The organism is Micromonospora sp. NPDC047557 (genome assembly GCF_043205095.1).
Taxonomy (GTDB): Bacteria; Actinomycetota; Actinomycetes; order Mycobacteriales; family Micromonosporaceae; genus Micromonospora.
This window is the reverse complement of record NZ_JBIDDK010000002.1, coordinates 232,061-251,458: the sequence shown is the minus strand read 5'-3', so window position 1 is coordinate 251,458 and position 19,398 is coordinate 232,061. Positions and strand designations below refer to the sequence as shown.

Annotated in this window: 11 protein-coding genes; 9 read left to right on the top strand and 2 right to left on the bottom strand. The window is 71.2% G+C overall.

The window, feature by feature from the left end:
• The first annotated feature begins 191 nt into the window (after positions 1–191).
• The 5 genes from ACGGAQ_RS08885 to ACGGAQ_RS08865 all read left to right on the top strand — a co-directional run bounded on the left by ACGGAQ_RS08885 (position 192) and on the right by ACGGAQ_RS08865 (position 7,646).
• Positions 192–1,394, top strand: coding sequence for a DegT/DnrJ/EryC1/StrS family aminotransferase (locus tag ACGGAQ_RS08885; protein ID WP_393046102.1), 1,203 nt, complete (start codon positions 192–194; stop codon positions 1,392–1,394).
• Positions 1,395–1,646: 252 nt separating this feature from the next.
• The gene (locus tag ACGGAQ_RS08880) at positions 1,647–3,521 is read left to right on the top strand and encodes a polysaccharide biosynthesis protein (RefSeq protein WP_393046099.1); all 1,875 of its coding nucleotides are present in this window, start codon (positions 1,647–1,649) and stop codon (positions 3,519–3,521) included.
• A 176-nt stretch (positions 3,522–3,697) separates the two neighbouring features.
• Positions 3,698–5,065: a lipopolysaccharide biosynthesis protein gene (locus ACGGAQ_RS08875; RefSeq protein ID WP_393046096.1), complete on the top strand. Its 1,368-nt coding sequence runs from the start codon at positions 3,698–3,700 to the stop codon at positions 5,063–5,065.
• Positions 5,062–6,456, top strand: a complete 1,395-nt coding sequence (locus ACGGAQ_RS08870; protein ID WP_393046094.1) for a glycosyltransferase — start codon at positions 5,062–5,064, stop codon at positions 6,454–6,456. The genes ACGGAQ_RS08875 and ACGGAQ_RS08870 overlap by 4 nt, the downstream gene beginning before the upstream one ends.
• On the top strand, positions 6,453–7,646 hold the full coding sequence (locus ACGGAQ_RS08865) for a glycosyltransferase (RefSeq protein WP_393046092.1): 1,194 nt from the start codon (positions 6,453–6,455) through the stop codon (positions 7,644–7,646). Before ACGGAQ_RS08870 ends, ACGGAQ_RS08865 begins: the two co-directional genes overlap by 4 nt.
• Before the next feature lie 41 nt (positions 7,647–7,687).
• Here ACGGAQ_RS08865 and ACGGAQ_RS08860 read toward each other — a convergent pair whose 3' ends face one another.
• Positions 7,688–9,151, bottom strand: coding sequence for a hypothetical protein (locus tag ACGGAQ_RS08860; RefSeq protein WP_393046090.1), 1,464 nt, complete (start codon positions 9,149–9,151; stop codon positions 7,688–7,690).
• 403 nt (positions 9,152–9,554) lie between these two features.
• Here ACGGAQ_RS08860 and ACGGAQ_RS08855 point away from each other — a divergent pair, with 403 nt between their 5' ends.
• Together ACGGAQ_RS08855 and ACGGAQ_RS08850 are read left to right on the top strand one after the other, a co-directional pair.
• Positions 9,555–11,552: a heparinase II/III family protein gene (locus ACGGAQ_RS08855; protein ID WP_393046088.1), complete on the top strand. Its 1,998-nt coding sequence runs from the start codon at positions 9,555–9,557 to the stop codon at positions 11,550–11,552.
• The gene (locus tag ACGGAQ_RS08850) at positions 11,549–12,727 is read left to right on the top strand and encodes a glycosyltransferase family 4 protein (RefSeq protein ID WP_393046086.1); all 1,179 of its coding nucleotides are present in this window, start codon (positions 11,549–11,551) and stop codon (positions 12,725–12,727) included. Before ACGGAQ_RS08855 ends, ACGGAQ_RS08850 begins: the two co-directional genes overlap by 4 nt.
• 30 nt (positions 12,728–12,757) lie before the next feature.
• Here the strand turns inward: ACGGAQ_RS08850 and ACGGAQ_RS08845 are convergent, their stop codons facing one another.
• The gene (locus ACGGAQ_RS08845; RefSeq protein WP_393046084.1) at positions 12,758–14,926 is read right to left on the bottom strand and encodes a Gfo/Idh/MocA family oxidoreductase; all 2,169 of its coding nucleotides are present in this window, start codon (positions 14,924–14,926) and stop codon (positions 12,758–12,760) included.
• A 124-nt stretch (positions 14,927–15,050) separates the two neighbouring features.
• Between ACGGAQ_RS08845 and wecB the strand changes: the two genes are divergently transcribed.
• Positions 15,051–16,133, top strand: coding sequence for a non-hydrolyzing UDP-N-acetylglucosamine 2-epimerase (wecB, locus tag ACGGAQ_RS08840; RefSeq protein ID WP_393046082.1), 1,083 nt, complete (start codon positions 15,051–15,053; stop codon positions 16,131–16,133).
• 131 nt (positions 16,134–16,264) lie between these two features.
• Complete coding sequence (locus ACGGAQ_RS08835; protein WP_393046080.1) at positions 16,265–19,366, top strand: M14 family zinc carboxypeptidase; 3,102 nt, start codon at positions 16,265–16,267, stop codon at positions 19,364–19,366.
• Positions 19,367–19,398 lie beyond the last annotated feature (32 nt).

The window sequence follows — 19,398 nt, the reverse complement described above, 5'->3', positions numbered from 1 at the left end:
CGTCGAGCGACGGAACCGAGCCTGACCTCGGGTGGGACACCGCCCAAGACCGCTCCGGCCGTGTCCAGTGCGGGTCTTTGGGGGTTTATCAGGCGGATGCCGACCGACTGCGAAGATTTGAGGCTTATGCGCCTTCAGGTTCTTCTGCCCGACGTCGGCTCACACTGCCCCAGCGTCGCGGAGGTCGGAACATGCCGGTGCCAGGTCGTCTCGCGGACGCGGCGGAACTCCCGCTCCGCCCGCACACGAGCGACACCGTGTACCTGTCGCCACCCGACATCGGGCCGCTGGAGGAGTCGTACCTGATCGCCGCCCTGCGCTCGGGTTGGGTCGCGCCGGTCGGCCCGGATCTGCAGGCGTTCGAACGCGACGTCGCGACACGGGTCGGCACCGGCGGCGCGGTCGCCGTCAACTCCGGGACGGCAGCCCTGCACCTGGCCCTGCTCGGTGTGGGGGTTCGGGCCGGCGACGTGGTCATCGTGCCCACCCTCACGTTCGTCGCCACCGCGAACGCCGCCCGGTATATCGGGGCGCGTCCGGTCTTCGTCGACTGCGACCCACGAACCGGCAACGTGGACGTCGACCTCGCCGCTGAACTGGTACGACGATTGCGGGCGCGCGGCGAGCGGGTCGGCGCGATCGTGCCGGTGGACATGTTCGGCAGCTGCGCCGACTACCGCGCCCTGCTCCCGCTGTGCGCGGAGACCGACGTGCCCCTGGTGGAGGACGCCGCGGAGGCTCTCGGCGCCAGCCACGGTGGGCAGGCCGCCGGCTCCTTCGGGCGCGTCGGTGTGCTGTCGTTCAACGGCAACAAGATCATGACCACCTCCGGTGGTGGAATGTTGGTCTCCGACGACGTGGCGCTTCTCGCCCGCGCTCGCCACCTCGCCACCCAGGCCCGTGAGCCGGCACGCCATTACGAGCACCGCGAGACGGGCTACAACTACCGACTCAGCAACCTTCTCGCGGCACTCGGTCGTGCCCAGCTGCTCCGGCTGGATCAGATGATCGCCCGACGCCGTCACCTGCGCGACCAGTACGCCAAGCTCTTCGCCCCGGTGCCCGGTGTGCGGCTGGTGGGGGCGGAGGACACCGAGTCCAACTGCTGGCTGACCGTCATCGCGGTCGAGCCGGAGCGCTGCGGTTGGCGGGCCGACGACCTCGCTACCCACCTGGCGGCACGCGACATCGAGACCCGGCCGGTGTGGAAGCCGATGCACCTGCAGCCGATGCACGCCGGCGCGGAGAGCCTGCTCACCGGCGCCGCGGAGCGTCTCTTCGTCGACGGGCTCACCCTGCCCAGCGGGAGCGCCCTCACCGAACCGCAGATCGCCCGGGTGTTCGCGGCGATCGACGAGTTCCTGACCACCCGGACAGGTCCGTCGGTGCCGTAGACGACGCCCAGGCTTGTCGTCGGCCACGGCTGGGCGAGTTCGGCGGTCGGGTGGTGGCAGATCAGGTGGCGGTGCCCGGCGTACCGGCTCGTCAAATTCGGTAGTAGTGGGATATTCCGACCATCTAGCCGCAAAGTGCCCGAATATCTAGAGAATAGATGTAACAGGGACATAGGCCGCACAGCGCCTCCGCCGCACAGCCCTCCGCCGCGCGGTGGAAGCCGGCCGGGGGACGGGACAGGAAGCGAGCACATGCCGCAGGAAACAGAGAACACGGAACGCGCGGACCGGGGGACACGACGGGCCAGGGCACGCCGCGCCACCGCGGCCCTTCTCGCCACCGACACCATCGCCTGGGTCTGCGGTTTCGTCGCCGCGGTGTGGACTCGGTTCGAGTTCCACCTCCCGCCCGGCCAGCCGGCCCGGGCCACGGCGATCGGCGTGCTCGCGGCCGCCGTGCACGTTGCAGTGGCGGCGGTTCGACGACTCCACTCCGGACGGCACCCGCTGGGCAGCCTGCAGGAGGCCCAGGGCGTCGCCGCCAGCGCCATCCTGACGGCCGCCATCGTGCTGCTCGGCCTGCTGCCCTCGAACGATCGGCCGGTACCGGCGAGCACCCCGTTGGTCGGCGGCGCACTCGCCCTGCTCCTGATGCTCGGCGCCCGGTTCGCGTACCGCCATCGTCGGGACATCTCGATGCGACCGGACGTCCGGTCGTCGACACCTGTGCTGTTGTTCGGGATGGGCGACGCCGGGCAGGAACTGCTGCGCTCCATGCTCAGCGATCCGCGAGGCCGCTACCTGCCGGTGGGAGCTCTCGACGACGATCCGCACAAGCGCAACCTGCGTATCCGCGGGGTCCGGGTGCTCGGCGGCCGGCACGACGTGGGCCCGGCGCTTCGACGTACCGGGGCGGGGGCGGTCATCTTCTCGGTGGCCAACGCCGACGCCGCGCTCATCCGCCAGATCCGGGAGGCCGCACTCGCCGCCGGCGCGGCGTTCAAGGTGCTGCCCCCCGTGCGGGACCTGGTCGACCACCGGATCACCGTCACCGACGTCCGGGACGCGCAGATCGGCGACCTGCTCGGCCGTCGCCAGGTGGTCGGTGACCTGCCGCTGCGGACCAACAGCCTGACCGGACGGCGGATCCTGGTCACCGGCGCCGGCGGATCGATCGGCTCCGAACTCTGCCGTCAGGTCATGAAGGCCGACCCGGGCGAGCTGATGATGCTGGACCGGGACGAGTCGGCCCTGCACGGCCTGCAGATGTCGCTCGCCGGACGCGCCCTGCTGGACGGTCCCGAGCTGATCCTCGCCGACCTGCGCGACGACGAGGGCATCCGACGGATCATCCGTGAGCGTCGCCCGGAGATCATCCTGCACGCGGCCGCACTCAAGCACCTGACCCTGTTGCAGCGGCACCCCGGCGAGGCGGTGAAGACCAACATCTGGGGCACCCTCTCGGTGCTGGACGCCTGCCAGGACGTGGCCAGGTTCGTCAACATCTCCACCGACAAGGCCGCCAACCCGATCAGCGTGCTCGGCTACTCGAAGCGGATCACCGAGCAGCTGACCGCGCACGCGGCGTCCCGGTTCCGGGGGACCTTCCTCAGCGTCCGGTTCGGCAACGTGTTGAGCAGTCGCGGCTCGGTGGTGACGGCCTTCCAGCGACAGATCGAGCAGTCCCGGCCGCTGACCGTCACCCACCCCGACGTGACCCGCTATCTGATGACCATCCAGGAGGCCGTCCAGCTCGTCCTGCAGGCCGCCGAGATCGGCCGCGACGGGGAGGCGCTGGTGCTGGACATGGGCGAACCGGTCCGCATCGCCGACCTCGCCCGGCAGATGGCCGAGCAGGCGTCCAGCCCGGTGCCGATCGTCTACACCGGCCTGCGACCCGGGGAGAAGCTGCACGAGGACCTCTTCGGCGCCGGCGAGACCGACACCCGGCCGTTCCATCCCCTGGTGTCGCACGTGGCGGTGCCCGCGCTGGACCCGATGGAGGTGAGCGGGCTCGACCCGTACGACGACGCGGCGAAGCTCATCGAGCACCTGGCGCAGCTCTGCGCCCGACCGGTCGGCCCGGCGGTGGACGGCCCGCTGGGCGTACCCCTGCAGTCGCGTTGATCGACCCCACACCCAAAAGCCCTCGCCAGCCGTTATGCGGTGCGGAAGCCCCCAGCATGAGGCCGCGCAGCGGCATCCGCGTCGCCAGGCGCGACCCTCTGCCGTCGACCGATAGGACCGAAGGATTGCGGGCCCCCGACAGCAGGTTCGAGCGGCAGGAACAGCCGGATTCGGCGGTGACAGGGACCGGGCGGGCCGTCCAGACGGTGGAGCCGCCCGCGCCGGCCGCCCCCGCTCCCCCGAGCCGGGGCCGCGGTCGCCGGCTGCTGTCCTGGATCGCCACCGCGGCGCTGAGTCGGGCGGTCAGCGCTGTCGTACCGCTCTTCCTCCTTCCCGTGACCCTGTCGTATCTGGGCACCGACCTGTACGGGCTCTGGGCGGCGGTCCTGGCCGTCACGGGCATGGTCGCCTTCGCCGATCTGGGCGTCGGGCTCGGGCTCATGACCAGGCTCGCGCCCTGTCGGGTGGACGGTGACTGGGCGACCGCGCGGCGGTACGTCTCAAGCGCCTACGCGGCGGTGTGCGGCGTGGCGCTTCCGGCGTGTGGCGTGCTCTGGCTGGTCAGCGGGTTCGTCCCGTGGCCGGCGCTGTTCAACGCCACCGGAGCGGCGGCGCAGGACGCGCGCCTCGTCGCCCTGGTCTGCCTGACGGCGTTCCTGCTGAACATTCCGCTGTCGCTGGTCGCGCGGGTGCAGTACGCGTATCAGCAGGTGGCGCTCAGCAACGTCTGGCAGGCGGCCGCGAGCGCGCTCTCGTTGCCCCTCGCGCTCGGCGCGGTGGCCGCGAAGATGCCCCCCATCGTGGTCATCGCCAGCATCGCCGTCTCCCCGTTACTGGTCAACATCGCCAACACGCTGTGGACGTTCGGGTGGCGGCTGCCGCGCCTGGCGCCCCGCCCGAGGTTCATCGACGGTCGGGGAATCCGGGACCTGTTCGGCCTGGGCGGCCTGTTCTTCCTGGTGACGCTGGTGATGGTGCTGGCGGACAATGCCGACCCACTGCTCATCGCACACGTGCTGGGGCTGGCCAGCGTCACCGCGTACGCGGTGCCGGCCCGGCTCTTCACCCAACTCGGCGCGCTCGTGACGCTGGTCAACCAGCCGCTGTGGCCGATGCACGGTGAAGCCCTGGCGCGCGGCGACCTCGACTGGGTGCGCCGGACGGTGCGGCGCATGACGATCGTCTCCACGCTCGTCGCGGTGGTGCCGTCCACCCTCCTGGTGGTGTTCGGCGAGGAGCTCTTCGCCGCCTGGCTGCCGATCCCGATCGGCAACCGGGCCCTCCTTGCGGGCCTCGCCTGCTGGTGGATCGTCCTGGCCGCGATCTCTCCGCGATTCATGGTGCAGAACGCGGCCGGGGTCGTCCGCCCTCAACTGTGGGGCTACCTGCTGTACCTGCCGCTCTCCGTCACCGGGAAGCTGTTCGGCCTGCACTGGCTGGGCGTCTGGGCGGCGCCGTACATCGCAGTCGTCATCTACAGCCTGACCGTTGTCCCGGCCGCCATCTACGGCTACCGGCGCGCACTGACCATGCGGACCACATGAGAGAGGCGGACGTACCGATGCTCGTCGACGAGGAATTCCCCCGGGTGCTGGTGGTGAGCCACACGCCCTTCAGCCGCGTCAGCGGCACCGCCATGACCCTGTCCAATCTCTTCTCCGGCTGGCCCAGAGACCGCCTCGGACAGGTGCACACCGGGAACATCACGCCGTCGACGGAGGTGTGCGAGAAGTACTTCCACTTCCCGCCACGAGACCACTACCTGCCCGTCCAGTACTACTCGATGCGGATGCTGGGGTGGAACGGCCAGACACCGCTGCAACAGAGCCGGCCGATCGCCGCCGTCCACTCGGCTGCGGAGAGCCGTCCCACGGTGGCGAAGGTCTACGCGCAACTGCGCGCGACCGCGGATCTCAGCCCGATCCGTGTCCCCCCGGCGCTGATCCGGTGGATGCGTGACTTCCGCCCCGACGTCGTCTACTCCATGCTCGGCAGCGTCCGGCTCACGAGGATCACCGCTCTGGCGGCGCGGACCTGCGGCGTCCCCGTCGTACCGCACTTCACCGACGACTGGCCCGCGACGCTGCACGCCAACGGCGAGCTGTTCGGTCGGGCCACCCGGACCGTCCAGGAGACGACCGCGAAGCTCATCCGCCTGGCCCCGCTCGGCATGGTCATCAGCCAGCCGATGGCCGACGAGTACGCCCGGCGGTACGGGATCCCGTTCACCGCCTTCGTGAACTGCGTCGACGAGAGTTTCTTCGCCGCGCCCCGCAGCGATGCGGACCAGCAGCGGAGCGTCGAGTTGGTCTACGTCGGCGCGCTGCACCTCAACCGCTGGGAATCGCTGCGCGACATCGGCGCCGCGCTGGACGACGTGGCCGACGCCGGCCCGCCCGTCCGGCTGACGATCCACGCCCCGGAGAGGGACCTCGCCCAGTACGGACGGCACTTCGCCCACCTGCGGCGGGTGCGTCTGGGCCCTTCGTTGACCAGCGACGAGGTGCCTGCGGCGCTGCGCTCGGCGGACATCCTCGTGCACATCGAGTCCTTCGCCGAGGAGATCCGCCGCTACACCCGTTACTCGGTCTCGACGAAGATCCCCCAGTACCTCGCGTCGGGCCGTCCCATCCTCGGCTACGGTCCCGCCGAGGTGGCGTCGATGAACCACATCCGGCAGGCCGACGCCGGCGTGATCGTCGGGACGAACGACACCGCGACCCTGGTGCACGACCTCACGACCCTCTGTCGGGACGCGGCGCTGCGGGAGCGGCTCGCCCGCAACGGCGTCGACTTCGCCCGGCAGGAACACGCCAGGGAGAACGTGGCCGCGCGGTTCGCCGCCACGCTGCGCGCGGCGGCGCGAGCCGGGTCGGCCACCCCCGACGCCGCCCGCGAACAACTGGCCCAGAGTCGCGGCGGGGTGCTGCGATGAGACGTACACGCTGGGTCGCCTGTGTGGGTCCGTTCCTGTTCCCGTGGGGTGAGGCCGGGTCGCGACGGGTCCACGGCCTGGTGGCGTCGTTGGCCGCCGCCGGCTACGACGTCGTGGTCGCCAGCGGCGGTCCGGAGCCACGCGCCAGCACGCCGCTGCCGGGCATCGACGGCCCGGGTTCGGTCTCGCACATCGGCCTGGCCGAGAGGCCACCGCCGACGGCTGGACCAGTGGGCAGCTCGATTCAGACCCTGGTGCGCTGGGGTCAGCGGACGGTCCGATGGCTCGACGCCCAACCCACCAAGCCGTCACACGTTCTGGTGCACGGCGGGCAGGCCCAGTACATGTTCCACCTTCAGCGGTGGTGCCGACGGCATCACGTACCGCTGATCGTCGACGTCGTGGACTGGTTCAACGGTCGTCACGTGCGCGGCGGCTACCTCGGTCCGCTGCACGTCAGCATGAAACTGGCCCTGCACCACTACTACCCGCGCTGCGACGGCGCCATCGTGATCAGCTCCTATCTGGAGAACCACTACCGCCGTACCGGTCAGCCGCTGTTGCGGGTGCCGCCCACTCTCGACGTGAAGGGTCTGACCCTGGACGCCCGGCAGACAGCGGGCGGCTCGTCTGCGCTCACGCTCGCGTACGCGGGCAATCCACACGGCAACAAGAAGGATCTGCTGGGTACCGTCATCGAGGCGGTGGATCGCGTCCAGCGCGACGGCGCGCGCGTCGAGCTGCGCGTCTACGGCCCGACGCTCGACGAGGTGCGCGGCCTCGTCGAGGGCCGCTCGTTGCCCGACGGCGTACGGTGCCTGGGCCGCCTGCCGCAGGCGGAGGTGGCGAGCGCCCTGCAGGGTGCGGACTTCACCGTCCTCATCCGTCGGCCGGATCGGGCCACGAACGCGGGCTTCTCGACGAAGTTCTGCGAGAGTCTGGCCAGCGGCACCCCGGTGATCGCCAATCTCACCAGCGACATGGGCAGGTACCTGCGTCCCAACCTGGAGGGTCTGGTGTGCCGGGACCACACGGTGGCCGGGGTGACCGAGACGTTCCGTGCCGCCGCGCGGCTGAGTGACGCGCAGCGGAGCCTGATGCGCCAGGCCGCACGCAGCCAGGCCCTCGAGTCGTTCGACTACCGGGCCTACGCGGAGCCTCTCGGCCGATTCTTTCGCCGCTGGGACTGACGCGCGCGGCACCGTTCGCGCCGGCGCCGGTCAACCGGAGTTCAGCGCCAGCTGAGTGGGTGATGATCCGGTGCCGGGGCCGGCTGGCGTCGACCGCCGGCAGGCGACTGCAGCGCGTACAGCGCGAGGAGCGTGGCCATGCCGACGATGGACTCTGGCGCCATGCCGAGCTGATTGTTCGCCGGCACGTAGACGAGGAGGATGCAGAGCTGCGCGAAGATCAACGTTGGGACCACCCGCCGGGAGGACACCGCCGCGCGCCACGAGCCGGCGAAGAGCCATCCGACCAGCCCCATGAACAACGCCGCGCCCGGGAAGGTGAGGTCGGAGGCGAGCCAGGGATAGATGGTGGCCCAGTACATGCGTGCCGGCCACCCCTTCTCGTGCTCCGTCCGGTCGGGGAAGGGCGGATGTTCGCTCAGGTCCGCTCCGAACGACTGCTCGGCAACGATCGCCGCGGACGGCGCGCTACCGAGGCCACGGGACCACTCGAAGGGCAGCTGCAGGTTGTAGGACAACCCGAGGTAGCCGTGCGTCGGGTAGCCGATCATGGCAGCGACGCCCACCGCCATCGGCTTGCCCACGACACGTTCCACCGCGGGATTCACCCGCACCACCTCACCGGTGGTGCCGAACTCGGTCGCCCGCGTGGCGTGACTGAAGACCATGTAGATGGCCAGGAGCACGAACGCCCCGACGACCAGCACGAGCGCCCGACGACGCCGCGAGCGCGCACGCGGCCGGTTCCGGACCGACGCCCGAGCGATCAGCATCGCCGCCGCCAGCATGATGACGACGTCGCCGAGGCCTTTCATGGTGCCGATGAACAGGTAGAACGCTATGTGCGTCGCCGTACCGACCACGCCGGCGAGGCGCAACCAGCCGGGCAAGCTCCGCCAGTGCACCACCAGCAGCGGCACGAGGGCCACGCTGAGGACGCCGAGCGGAAACAGCAGGCTCATCCACGGGTTCGTGCTGCCGGGGCCCTGCTGGTAGACGTCGAACTTGTTCACGTAGCCGGTGGCCGGCGCCTCGATGCTCGCCCACACGCTCTGCGGGCCGGTGGCGCCGAACTCGGCCAGCCTCGTGAGGCTGACGACGACGAAGTAGACCGAGCTGGCCAGGACCAGCCGCCGCACCTGCCGGATGCGGTCGGTCGAATGGCTCGCGGCCGCCACCACGGGGACGCGACGCGACATCTGGGCGACGTATCCGCCCGCGAACAGAGTGGTCGCCGCAAGCACGAAGACGCAGAGCTGACCGGGATTTTCGACATTGCGGGCCAGCCTCGTCAGCCAGAACGCGCCGAACGTGCCGAGCATCCACGTCAGGGCCAGCACCAACGGCAGCCACGTGACCGTTCGAGGTCGCGACGTCGCTCGGTCGGTGACGGCCGGTCGGTGCCCACGGTGCTCGAACGGCGGCAACGACCAGGGACCCCGGTCGCGGACACTCCCGATCGGCGATCGGTGCCGGCCACGGCTGATCTCGTCGATGGCGGTCATCGAGGCCCGCTCCCTACTGGCCGGTCCGTGCGACGGCCCGCCCTGGACCGCCATGGATCGACCCGGGCAGGACTCTGCGATTCCACTCGCCAACCCTCCACATTGTCTGGTGCCCGTCGGCCTTGCTCAGCGGTGGGGGCGCGACCCGGCGACGGAGGCGGTCCGACCGCCACTCACCACCGCAACGACGCCACAACCACCGAGGAAACGTACGAAATGCTCAAGCTGCCCTACAATCGGAAATGATCGGACAGGCGGCCAGAGTCGGGGTGAGTCGCCGCAAATATAGCTAACGGGCTGATAACGTCGCCCGTAATGCTGCGATTTGCCCTCGCTCGACCGCGACCAGATCGCATTCACGCAGACCGCGACCGCCCCCGTCGCGATGTCCAAGGGGAAGCTGATGGTGAGACCCGATCTCCGTGCGATCGGCGTGGACATGCGCGCCCTGGGCCTGTCGGCGCCGTTGCGCGCGGCCTACGAGGCGTCCAAGCGCAGCGGTCTGCACGCCGTCCTGTTCCAGGGCCGCCACCCCCGGCATCAGCCGGCCATCCTGGTGCCGCTGACCGGCACGGCGCCGCTCAGCGACGAAGCGCGCAAACGCTGCCTGGACGACGCCGCCCGCGTCCTGCGCGACGGGCTGCGGGTCTTCGGCGCCCGGGTGGCGACCGGCGTGTCGGCGCCGTGGGGCACCGACCCGCTGACCGGGAGGCAGTGGCCGGCGAACACACCGTGGTGGCGCGTCGACATCCGTTCCGGGACACGACTGTCGGACGTGAAGCACACGTGGGAGGCGGCCCGCCACCGCGACCTGGTCGTCCTGGCCCGAGCGGCCCGCCTCGACCCGGCCGGCCCCTGGCAGGACGGCCTCGGCGACCTGCTGCGGTCCTGGTGCGAGCAGTCACCACCCGAGCAGGGCGTCAACTGGTACTCCAGCCTGGAACTGGCCCTGCGCGCGGTCGCCTGGAACCAGATCCTGGCGCTGGCCGGCGAGCGGCTCCCCCGCGACGTGGTGACCGCCATGGAACGGCACCTGCTGGCCAGCGCGCGGCACCTGATGGTCGAGCTGCCCTACACGGTGAGCAGCATGCGCAACAACCACATGCTCGGCGACGCGCTCGGGCTGATCCTGCTGTCGCGCATGTTCCCCACCGCTGCGCGCGCCCGATGGTGGGCGCGTACCGGCGAGCGGATGTTCGCCACGCAGCAGCGCCGCCACTTCGGGCCGGACGGCCGCATGATCGAGGATTCGCTGTCGTACCACCGCTTCGTTCTCGAAATGCTCGTGGTGCGACTGCTGCTCGGCGACGCGCCCGCCGGCGTCCGCCGCGACCTGCGCGCGGCCAGCCTGCACCTGGCCCGGCTCGGCGTGTTCGACGGTGACGTCCCGCAGTACGGCGACTGGGACGAGGGCCGGGTGCTCGCCTCCTCCGGCGACCCGCTCGACGTGGCCGGCTCGGCGGCGCTCGGGCTGGCGCTGTGCGGCGAACGGTTGCCAGCCCGGTGGTACGCAGAGTTCGACGAACTCGCCTGGTACGCCCCGGCGAGCGCCCGGGAGACCACCGCGGCGCCGTTCACGCCGGCCCGGCCCGGTGCGACGGCCTCGGGTGGCATCGCGCTGGTCGACCGCGGTCCGTGGCGGGTCTGGTTCAAGGTGGCCGGCGGTCCCTCGCACGGTCACGCCGACCTGACCTCGGTCTGGGTCACGCACAGCGGCCGGTGGCTGATCGCCGACCCGGGCACGGGCACCTACAACGGCCCCCTCGAGGTACGCAACGGGCTGCGCACCTCGGCCGCCCACCCCGTGCGCCGCCCGGACGGGCAGGACCAGCTCGTCCCGCACCGCGCGTTCCGCTGGCTCGCCACCGGGCGCGGTCACCTGGGACCACCGCTCGTCCGGTCGGATCGCACCATCCTCTTTGGCTGGCACGACGCGTACGCGCGGGGCGACCGCCCAGTCCGCGTCGGCCGCGCCGTCGTGGTGGCCGACGCGTACGTGGCGGTCTTCGAGTTCGCCGACCCTCCGGGGTCCGCCGGCTCCTGGTCGCTCACGATCCCCCTGCACCCCGACGTCGCCGTGGAGAACGACACGCTCGTCACCGGTGACACCAAGGTCGGCCTCTTCGGCCTAAACGGGTACGAGGCGGTGCGCGGACGGTCAGTGCCGTTCGCGGGCTGGCACAGCCGGACGTACGGGCGCTGGGAGCCGGCGACGTGGCTCACGACCGAGACCCGGGAGGACACCGTCGTCTGGGGGCTGGGCGCCGTGCCCGGGCCACGGCCCGACGCGACCACGCTCGACGGCCTCCGGTACGAGGTGGCCTGGAGCGAAGCGGGCGCCACCCTGACCGTCACCGACCTCGCCTCCGGGGGAGTCCAGCACGTGGGAGCACCGCGATGACCCGACGCAGCGTCCTCGTCCTCAACCACTTCGCCGTGCCCCCGGGCCATCCGGGCGGCACCCGGCACGTCGAGTTGTTCAGCCGCCTGCCCGGCTGGACGCACGTGATCATCGCGAGCCGCCGCAACATGATCACTGGTCTGCCGCAGCGCCCCGAGCCGGGATTCCACCTGGTCGCCGTGACGCCCTACCGCGGCAACGGCCTGGGACGGGTATTCAACTGGGCCAGCTACGCGGTGACGGCGACGCTGGCCGGCCTGCGGCAACCCCGACCCGACGTGGTCTACGCGTCGTCGCCACACCTGCTGGCCGGCCTGTCGGGCTGCGTCGTGGCGGCACTGCGGCGTACGCCGTTCGTCCTGGAGGTCCGGGACCTGTGGCCACGGGTGCTTGTCGAGATGGGAACGCTGTCGGAGACGTCGACGGTGTACCGGGCGTTGGAGAGCCTGGAGCGGCTGCTGTACCGACGCGCCGACCGTGTCGTGATCCTGGCGGCGGGTGTGCGGGCCGCGATCGAGAGCAAGGGCGTACCGCCCGAGAAGATCGTCTTCATCCCCAACGCGGCCGACCCCGACGATTTCGTCCCCAGCGCCGACCGCGAGGAGCTGCGGCGACGGTACGGGTTCACCCGCCGGACCGCCGTCTACGCGGGTGCGCACGGCCCGGCGAACGGGCTGGACCTGCTGTTGGCCGCCGCCCGCGCGGTACCCGAGATCGACATCGTGCTGGTGGGGTCGGGCGTCGAGAAGGCACGCCTGCGGGCGGCCGCCCGCGACATCCCGACCGTACGGTTTCTCGACCCGGTGCCGAAGACCGAGATCCCCGATCTGCTGCACGCCGCCGACGTCGGCGTGCACGTGCTCGCCGACGTCGAGCTCTTCCGTGCCGGCGTCAGCCCCAACAAGGTGTTCGACTACATGGCCGCCGGCCTGCCGATTGTCACCAACAGCCCGGGAATTGTCGGTGACCTCGTCATGGGCGCGGACGCCGGCTCGGTGACGCCGCCGGGGCACCTCGCCCACGGCCTCGCCCAGATGGTGCAGGCGAGCCCGGACGAGCTGGCGAAGAGGGGCGCGGCGGGTCGGCGGTGGATCCGGGACAACCAGTCGCGTACCGCGATGTCGGGTGCGCTCGGACGGCTGCTCGCCGCGCTGGTCGACGACGCGGCGCGCTGACCCGCCCGGGTCAGCGCCGGCCGCGTCGCGTCACGAGGTGAGCCCGGCGTTCACGCCGCTCTCCGCGTCGACCTGCGTGGGCAGGCGCGTCGGGTGCTCCGGGATGCCGGCCAGGGCGGCGATCGCGGACAGGGCCGCCCCCGTCGTACCGATCGACGCCTCGAACCCCCGCTGGTACGGCGCGTTCCCAGCGATCACCGCTCGCACGTGGGCGAGCTGTTCCTGGTGTCCCTTTCCCCCGGGCACCCGCTTGATCTCCCGACCGTCGATCTCGAGGCGCCGGAAGTCGTCGATCAGCACGGTATGGCCGCGGCCGAGGACCTCCAATCGTTCCTTGGGGGTGCGCCGGTGCCCGCCGGTGGAGTACGTGATCGTCGCCGTGGAGCCGTCGGGGTAGCCGAGCAGGACGCTCACGTCCTCCTCCAGGCCGGGTTCACCGCGGCCGCTGCCGTACGCGTGCACGGCCCGGGGCTGCTCGCCGACCAGCCACGACGCGAGGTCCATGAAGTGGCACACCTCGCCGCGGACACGACCGCCCTGGCGGCGGTCGTGGTACCAGTGCGCGTCGGGCAGCCGCCCGGCGTTGACCCGGTAGGCGATGGTGATCGGCCCGGACCCGGCCGTCAGGACCTTCCTGGTGTACGCCACCATGGGCGCGTGCCGCCGGTTGAACCCGACGAACAGGTGGCCCGGGTTGCGGTCGTACGCGGCCAGCACGTCGTCGAGCTCATCCTGCGTCAGCGCGAGTGGCTTCTCCACGAAGACGTGCTTGCCGGCGTCGAGTGCCCGTACCGCCAGCTCGGCGTGGGAGTCGTGGCGGCTGAGGATGAAGACCACGTCGACGTCGTCGCGGACGAGCAGGTCATCGACGGTGGGTGCCACGACGGCGATGCCGTTGCGCTCCGCGGCGTGGCGCGCCGACAGGCCCTTCGCTGACGTGATGGCGACGAGATCGTCCCCCCAGCCGGCCGCCTTGAGGGCGGGTAGGAAGGTCGCCTTGGCGTACGTGCCGGCCCCGATCAGTCCCGCGCGCGGCGACGTCGACTGGCGGCGCGGACGGATCGTGACCGCGCGGGACGTCGGCTGCGCGGGCGCCGAGTACGTGAGCTGCACCGCGAGCGAGCGCGGGTCCGACGCCAGCACCTCGTACGCCGACGTCGCGTGCTCGACGTCGAAGACGTGCGTCACCATGTCGTCGACCACGACCCGGCCACTGGCCACCAGGTCGAGGTAGGCCTCCACGTTGCGCCGCGCCGTCCACCGCACGTGGCCGATCGGATAGTCGACGCCCCACTCCTCGTACGCGCGGTCGTAGCGACCGGGACCGTAGCTGCGGGCGAAGCGGAGATCCAGCTCGCGCTCGTAGAACCGCCTCCGGTCGAGGTCCAGGCCGACGTCACCGACCACGACCAGACGGGCACGGTCACGGGCGATCTCCGCGCTGCGGGCCACCGGCTCCGACGAGGCGGTCGCCGCCGTGATGAGGACGGCGTCGACGCCCCGACCACGGGTCAGCTCCATGACCTGTTCCGTGGTCGCCGCGCCGGCCTCGACCAGCCCGACCGCGCCCGCGCCGCTGGCCAGCTCGGCTGTCCATCCGCGCAGGTCGACGCCGACGACGGTGAGCCCCGAGGCGAGTGCGAGGCGTACCGTCAGCTGCCCGACCAGGCCGAGGCCGACGACCGCTACCGAACCGCCCAGGCCCACCTCGGCCTGCCGCAGTCCCTGTAGCGCGATCGCCGCCACCGCGCCGAAGGCGGCCGCCTGGTCCGACACCGCGTCCGGGACGGGCACCGCGAGCAGCCCGGGCACCGTTTGGTACTCGGCGTGCCCCGCCGACGCCGTCGCCACCCGCATCCCGGGGCGTAGGCCGTCGGTGGACGCGCCCGCCGTGACGACGACGCCGGCCGCGCTGTACCCGAGTGGCATGTCCTCGTCGAGCCGGCTGCGCACCGCGGCGAGCGTCGAGCGGACTCCCCCGGTGCGCGCCCGGTTGACGACCTGGCGGACGAGGTCCGGCCGGGCTCGGGCCTTGCGCAGCAGACTCGCCGAGGCCAGCTCCCGTACGGCGCGTTCGGTGCCCGCGGAGAGCAGGGACCTGCGCGTGGCGACGAGCACCTCGGTGGCGCCGGGCTCCGGTTGCGGAACCTCGACGACCCTCAACTCGCCGCCGGACACGGATTGGACGATCTGCTTCACGCGGTCTGCCTGCCTTCGGAGGTAGGAGTCAGTCGACACTGCACAGAGAGCAAAGGTATCAAATTGGATAACTTGTACCATTGGTACGCCGCTGCTGATTCGTACTGAATTTAGGAGGAGACCCATGCCAGCCGACGCCGTTCTGCACGTCGCGGGCGCACGCCCCAACTTCCCCAAGGCGGCGCCGGTGATCCGCGCGCTGGACCGGCGCGGCGTCCGGCAGCGTCTCGTCCACACCGGACAGCACTATGACGACCGGATGTCCGAGGTCTTCTTCCGTCAACTGCGGCTACCCGAGCCGGACCTCAACCTCGGGGTGGGTTCGGGCAGCCACGCGAGCCAGACGGCGGCCGCCATGACCGGCCTGGAAGAGTTGATGGTGGCCGACCGCCCGGCACTCACCGTCGTGTACGGCGACGTCAACTCCGCACTCGCCGCCGCCCTCGTCGCGGCGAAGCTCGGCATCCCGGTCGCCCACGTGGAGGCTGGTCTGCGCAGCTTCGACAGGTCCATGCCCGAAGAGATCAACCGGATCGTCGTCGACCATGTGTCCGACCTACTGTTCGCCACCAGCCCCGATGCCGTGTCACACCTCGGGACCGAGGGCATCGCGGCGGAGAAGATCCACCTGGTCGGCAACCCGATGATCGACACCCTGCTGGCCAACCTCGACCGCTTCGACGTCGCCGCCATCCGTGCCGCGCTCGCGCTCCCCGAGCGCTACGTCGTCGCGACGTTGCACCGGCCGGGCAATGTCGACGACGCGGCGGACGCCGTCGACCTGGTGAAGGCGATGCACGCTGTCGCCGACCAACTTCCCGTCGTCCTGCCATTGCACCCGCGTGGCCGGCGTCACCTGGAGAACGCGGGCCTGCTCTCGCATCGCGCGATGCGGGTCGTCGAGCCGCTGGGGTACCTCGAGTTCGTCAGCCTGGTACGCGGCGCGACGGTCGTCGTCACCGACTCCGGAGGCGTGCAGGAGGAGACGACGATGCTCGGCGTGCCGTGCCTGACGCTGCGGCCCAACACCGAACGCCCGATCACCATCACGCACGGCACCAACCGCCTCGTCACCCGGTCGACGCTCGCCGAGGCGGTGGCGAGCACGGTGGCGACAGGACGGCTCACCGTGCGGTCCACGCCGCCACTGTGGGACGGCACGGCCGGCGAACGGATCGCGGGGATCATCGCGGCGACGCTGCGGTAGCCACCTCGTCGAGTGGTCACGTCCAGCACCGGTGCCGACACGGTCGGCAAGCTCCCGACCATCAACCTATTGACACCCGTCACGCCGCACCGAAGGCTCGCGCCTACAGGTCCTTCCTACAAGGAGGCGCGATGAGACCGAGACGACTGGCGATCGCCGGCGTGGTCACCCTGCTCGGTGCCCTGGCACTGGCCCCACCGGCGAGCGCGCGGCCACCGTCGGATCCGGGTGCCCGCGAGGGCCTGGAGGTGTACGTCGGCACAGTCGACGCGAAGCAGCGTGACCTGCTGCGCGAGGCCGGGGTGGACCTCGGTCACGATGCCACGGCGGACTCCACCGGCCGCACCGCCGTCGAGACGGTCCTCACCCCGCGCCAGGCGAAGCGGCTGACCGACAAGGGCGTCCCCCTGACCGTGAAGAAGGTCCGTGGCAAGGACGCGTCGCAGGCGCTGCGGGAGCAGGCCGCGGCGGGCTGGTCGGCGTTTCGCCCGTACAGCGAGCCGGGTGGCCTGCGCGACGAGATCAGCGCCACGGCGGCGCGGTTCCCGAAGCTGACCAAGTTGGAGACGATCGGCAGGACCCAGCAGGGCAAGCCGATCCTCGCCATCAAGGTGACCAGGGACGCCACGAAGGTCCGCGACGGCCAGCGACCGGCGGTGCTCTACGCCGGCGCCCAGCACGCCCGCGAGTGGATCACGCCGGAGATGACCCGCCGGCTGATGCACCACGTGCTCGACAGCTACGGCACGAACCGGGAGATCACCCGCCTGCTCGACACGACCGAGCTGTGGTTCCTGCCGGTGGCCAACCCGGACGGCTACGACTACACCTTCACCCCCGGCAACCGGCTGTGGCGCAAGAACCTGCGCGACAACGACGGCGACGGCCAGATCGGCCCCGCCGACGGCGTCGACCTCAACCGCAACTTCGCCTACAAGTGGGGGTACGACAACGAGGGCTCCTCGCCCGACGCCAACAGCGAGACCTACCGGGGCCCCCGCCCGGCCTCGGAGCCGGAGACGAAGGCGCTGGACGGGCTGCTGCGGCGGGTCGGCTTCGAGTTCTTCGTCAACTACCACTCGGCGGCCCAGCTGCTGCTCTACGGCGTCGGCTGGCAGGTGAGCACGCCGACACCGGACGACGTGATCTACAAGGCGATGGCCGGTGACGACGCCCACCCGGCCGTGCCCGGCTACGACCCGGACATCTCCGCCGAGCTCTACACCACCAACGGCGACACCGACAGCCACGCCACTGTCCGCTACGGCACGTTGGGCTTCACCCCGGAGATGTCGACCTGTGACTCCGCCGCGAACGTCGACCCCGACGACCAGTGGCGTCCGGAGGACTGCGTCAGCGACTTCATCTTCCCCGACGACGAGACGCTGATCGCCGGCGAGGTGGGCAAGAACCTGCCGTTCGCGCTGGCCGTGGCCAAATCCGCGGCCGACCCGGACGACCCGGTCTCGGTGGTGGGCCGCAGCACCCCGGACTTCGTGGTGGACGCCTTCGACACCTCGTACGGGCGCACCCAGCAGGTCGCCTCGATCACCCGGCGGGCCCTGAAGAACGTGCGGATGCACTACGTCGTCAACGGTGGCCGGCCGAAGACCGTCGGGGTCCGCGAGTGGCGCGGCGGCGAGCGGTACGGCGACACCAACGGCGACTACTACGCCGAGTTGCGCGGCACGGTCACCGGCACGAAGCCCGGCGACCGGGTGGAGGTCTGGTTCACCGGCGTCAAGCAGCGCGCCGGGATGGTGGCCAGTGAGCACTTCACCTACCGGGTGCACACCGACATCGGTGGTGACGTGCTGGTCCTCGCCATGGAGGACGTCACCGGGTTGAGCCCGGCGCAGACCGGCACCACCGCGAAGTACGCCGACGAGGTCGCCGCGTCGCTGACCGCCGCCGGGCGCAGCAGCGACGTGTACGACTTCGACGCCATGCGACGCACGGCCCCGCACCCGCTCGGTGTGCTGTCGCACTACAGGACGGTGGTCTGGGAGACCGGCGACGACGTCATCCCGCGCTCCCCCGGCCAGGTGGCCGGCACCGCGGCCAAGGCGGCGCTGGACACCGAACTGGCCGTGCGGGACTACCTCAACGAGGGCGGCAAGCTGCTCGTCAGCGGCCAGTACGCCCTCTACGCCCAGGGCGCCAACGGGTCGTACGTGTACCACCCGGACGCGCCGCCGGAGTGCACAGACGGCGAGGATCCCACCTGTCTGCCGCTGCTGAACGACTTCCAGCAGTACTGGCTGGGCGCCCACACCTACGTCAGCGACGGCGGCACCGGCGCGGACGGCCCGCTCCCGGTCCGGGGCTCCGAGGGGGCGTTCGCCGGCTTCGAGGGCACCCTCAACGCGGCCGGGTCGGCGGGCAACCAGGACCACACGGCCTCGTTCCTGACCACGTCGAGCTTCCTGCCGGTCGATCAGTTCCCGCAGTTCGCCAGCTCCGCGCCGGTGGACTGGGTCCGCCCGGGGTCGGCGCCGTTCGACCCGCGCACCGGTGACTGGTACCTGTGGAGCGGGCAGGCCGACGAGTCGTTCAAGCGCCTCACCCGCACCGTGGACCTCTCCGGGGCCACCAGCGGCGAGTTGCGGTTCGCCGCGTCGTACGGCATCGAGACGAACTGGGACTTCCTGATCGTCGAGGCGCACGAGGTCGGCAGCGACGACTGGACGACGCTGCCCGACGCCAACGGGCACACCGGTCGGGAGACCGGGGAGAGCTGCGAGTCGGGTTGGCAGACCCTGCACCCGTTCCTGGGGCACTACCAGGGCGCGGACTGCTCGCCCACCGGCAGCACCGGCGAGTGGCACGCGGTCACCGGCTCATCCGGTGGCTGGCAGGACTTCTCGATCGACCTGTCGGCGTACGCCGGCAAGCAGGTCGAGGTGTCGATCTCGTACGTCTCGGACTGGGGCACCCAGGGCGTGGGTGTCTTCCTGGACGACGCCCAGGTGCTCGTCGACGGGTCCACGGCCACCGAGACCTCGTTCGAGTCCACCGACCTTGGTGGTTGGGCGGTCGCCGGGCCGCCCGCGGGTTCCGGGGGCAACGCCACCGACTGGTCACGCAGCCAGCAGGCGTTCGAGGAGGGGTCGGTGGTGGTCACCGCGGACACCGTGTACCTCGGTTTCGGGCTGGAGGGCCTGCCGCCGGCAGCCCGCAACGACCTGGTCGCCCGCTCGCTGACCCACCTGAGCGGCCGGCCGCGCCGCTGACGGCCACGACGGTACGCCGGCGGTCCGTGGAC

Bases quoted from the DNA above. Each gene is read 5' to 3' on its own strand.
- ACGGAQ_RS08885 (WP_393046102.1), top strand. From the start codon at position 192: ATGCCGGTGCCAGGTCGTCTCGCGGACGCGGCGGAACTCCCGCTCCGC.
- ACGGAQ_RS08880 (WP_393046099.1), top strand. From the start codon at position 1,647: ATGCCGCAGGAAACAGAGAACACGGAACGCGCGGACCGGGGGACACGA.
- ACGGAQ_RS08870 (WP_393046094.1), top strand. From the start codon at position 5,062: ATGAGAGAGGCGGACGTACCGATGCTCGTCGACGAGGAATTCCCCCGG.
- ACGGAQ_RS08865 (WP_393046092.1), top strand. From the start codon at position 6,453: ATGAGACGTACACGCTGGGTCGCCTGTGTGGGTCCGTTCCTGTTCCCG.
- ACGGAQ_RS08860 (WP_393046090.1), bottom strand. From the start codon at position 9,151: ATGACCGCCATCGACGAGATCAGCCGTGGCCGGCACCGATCGCCGATC.
- ACGGAQ_RS08855 (WP_393046088.1), top strand. From the start codon at position 9,555: ATGGTGAGACCCGATCTCCGTGCGATCGGCGTGGACATGCGCGCCCTG.
- ACGGAQ_RS08850 (WP_393046086.1), top strand. From the start codon at position 11,549: ATGACCCGACGCAGCGTCCTCGTCCTCAACCACTTCGCCGTGCCCCCG.
- wecB (WP_393046082.1), top strand. From the start codon at position 15,051: ATGCCAGCCGACGCCGTTCTGCACGTCGCGGGCGCACGCCCCAACTTC.
- ACGGAQ_RS08835 (WP_393046080.1), top strand. From the start codon at position 16,265: ATGAGACCGAGACGACTGGCGATCGCCGGCGTGGTCACCCTGCTCGGT.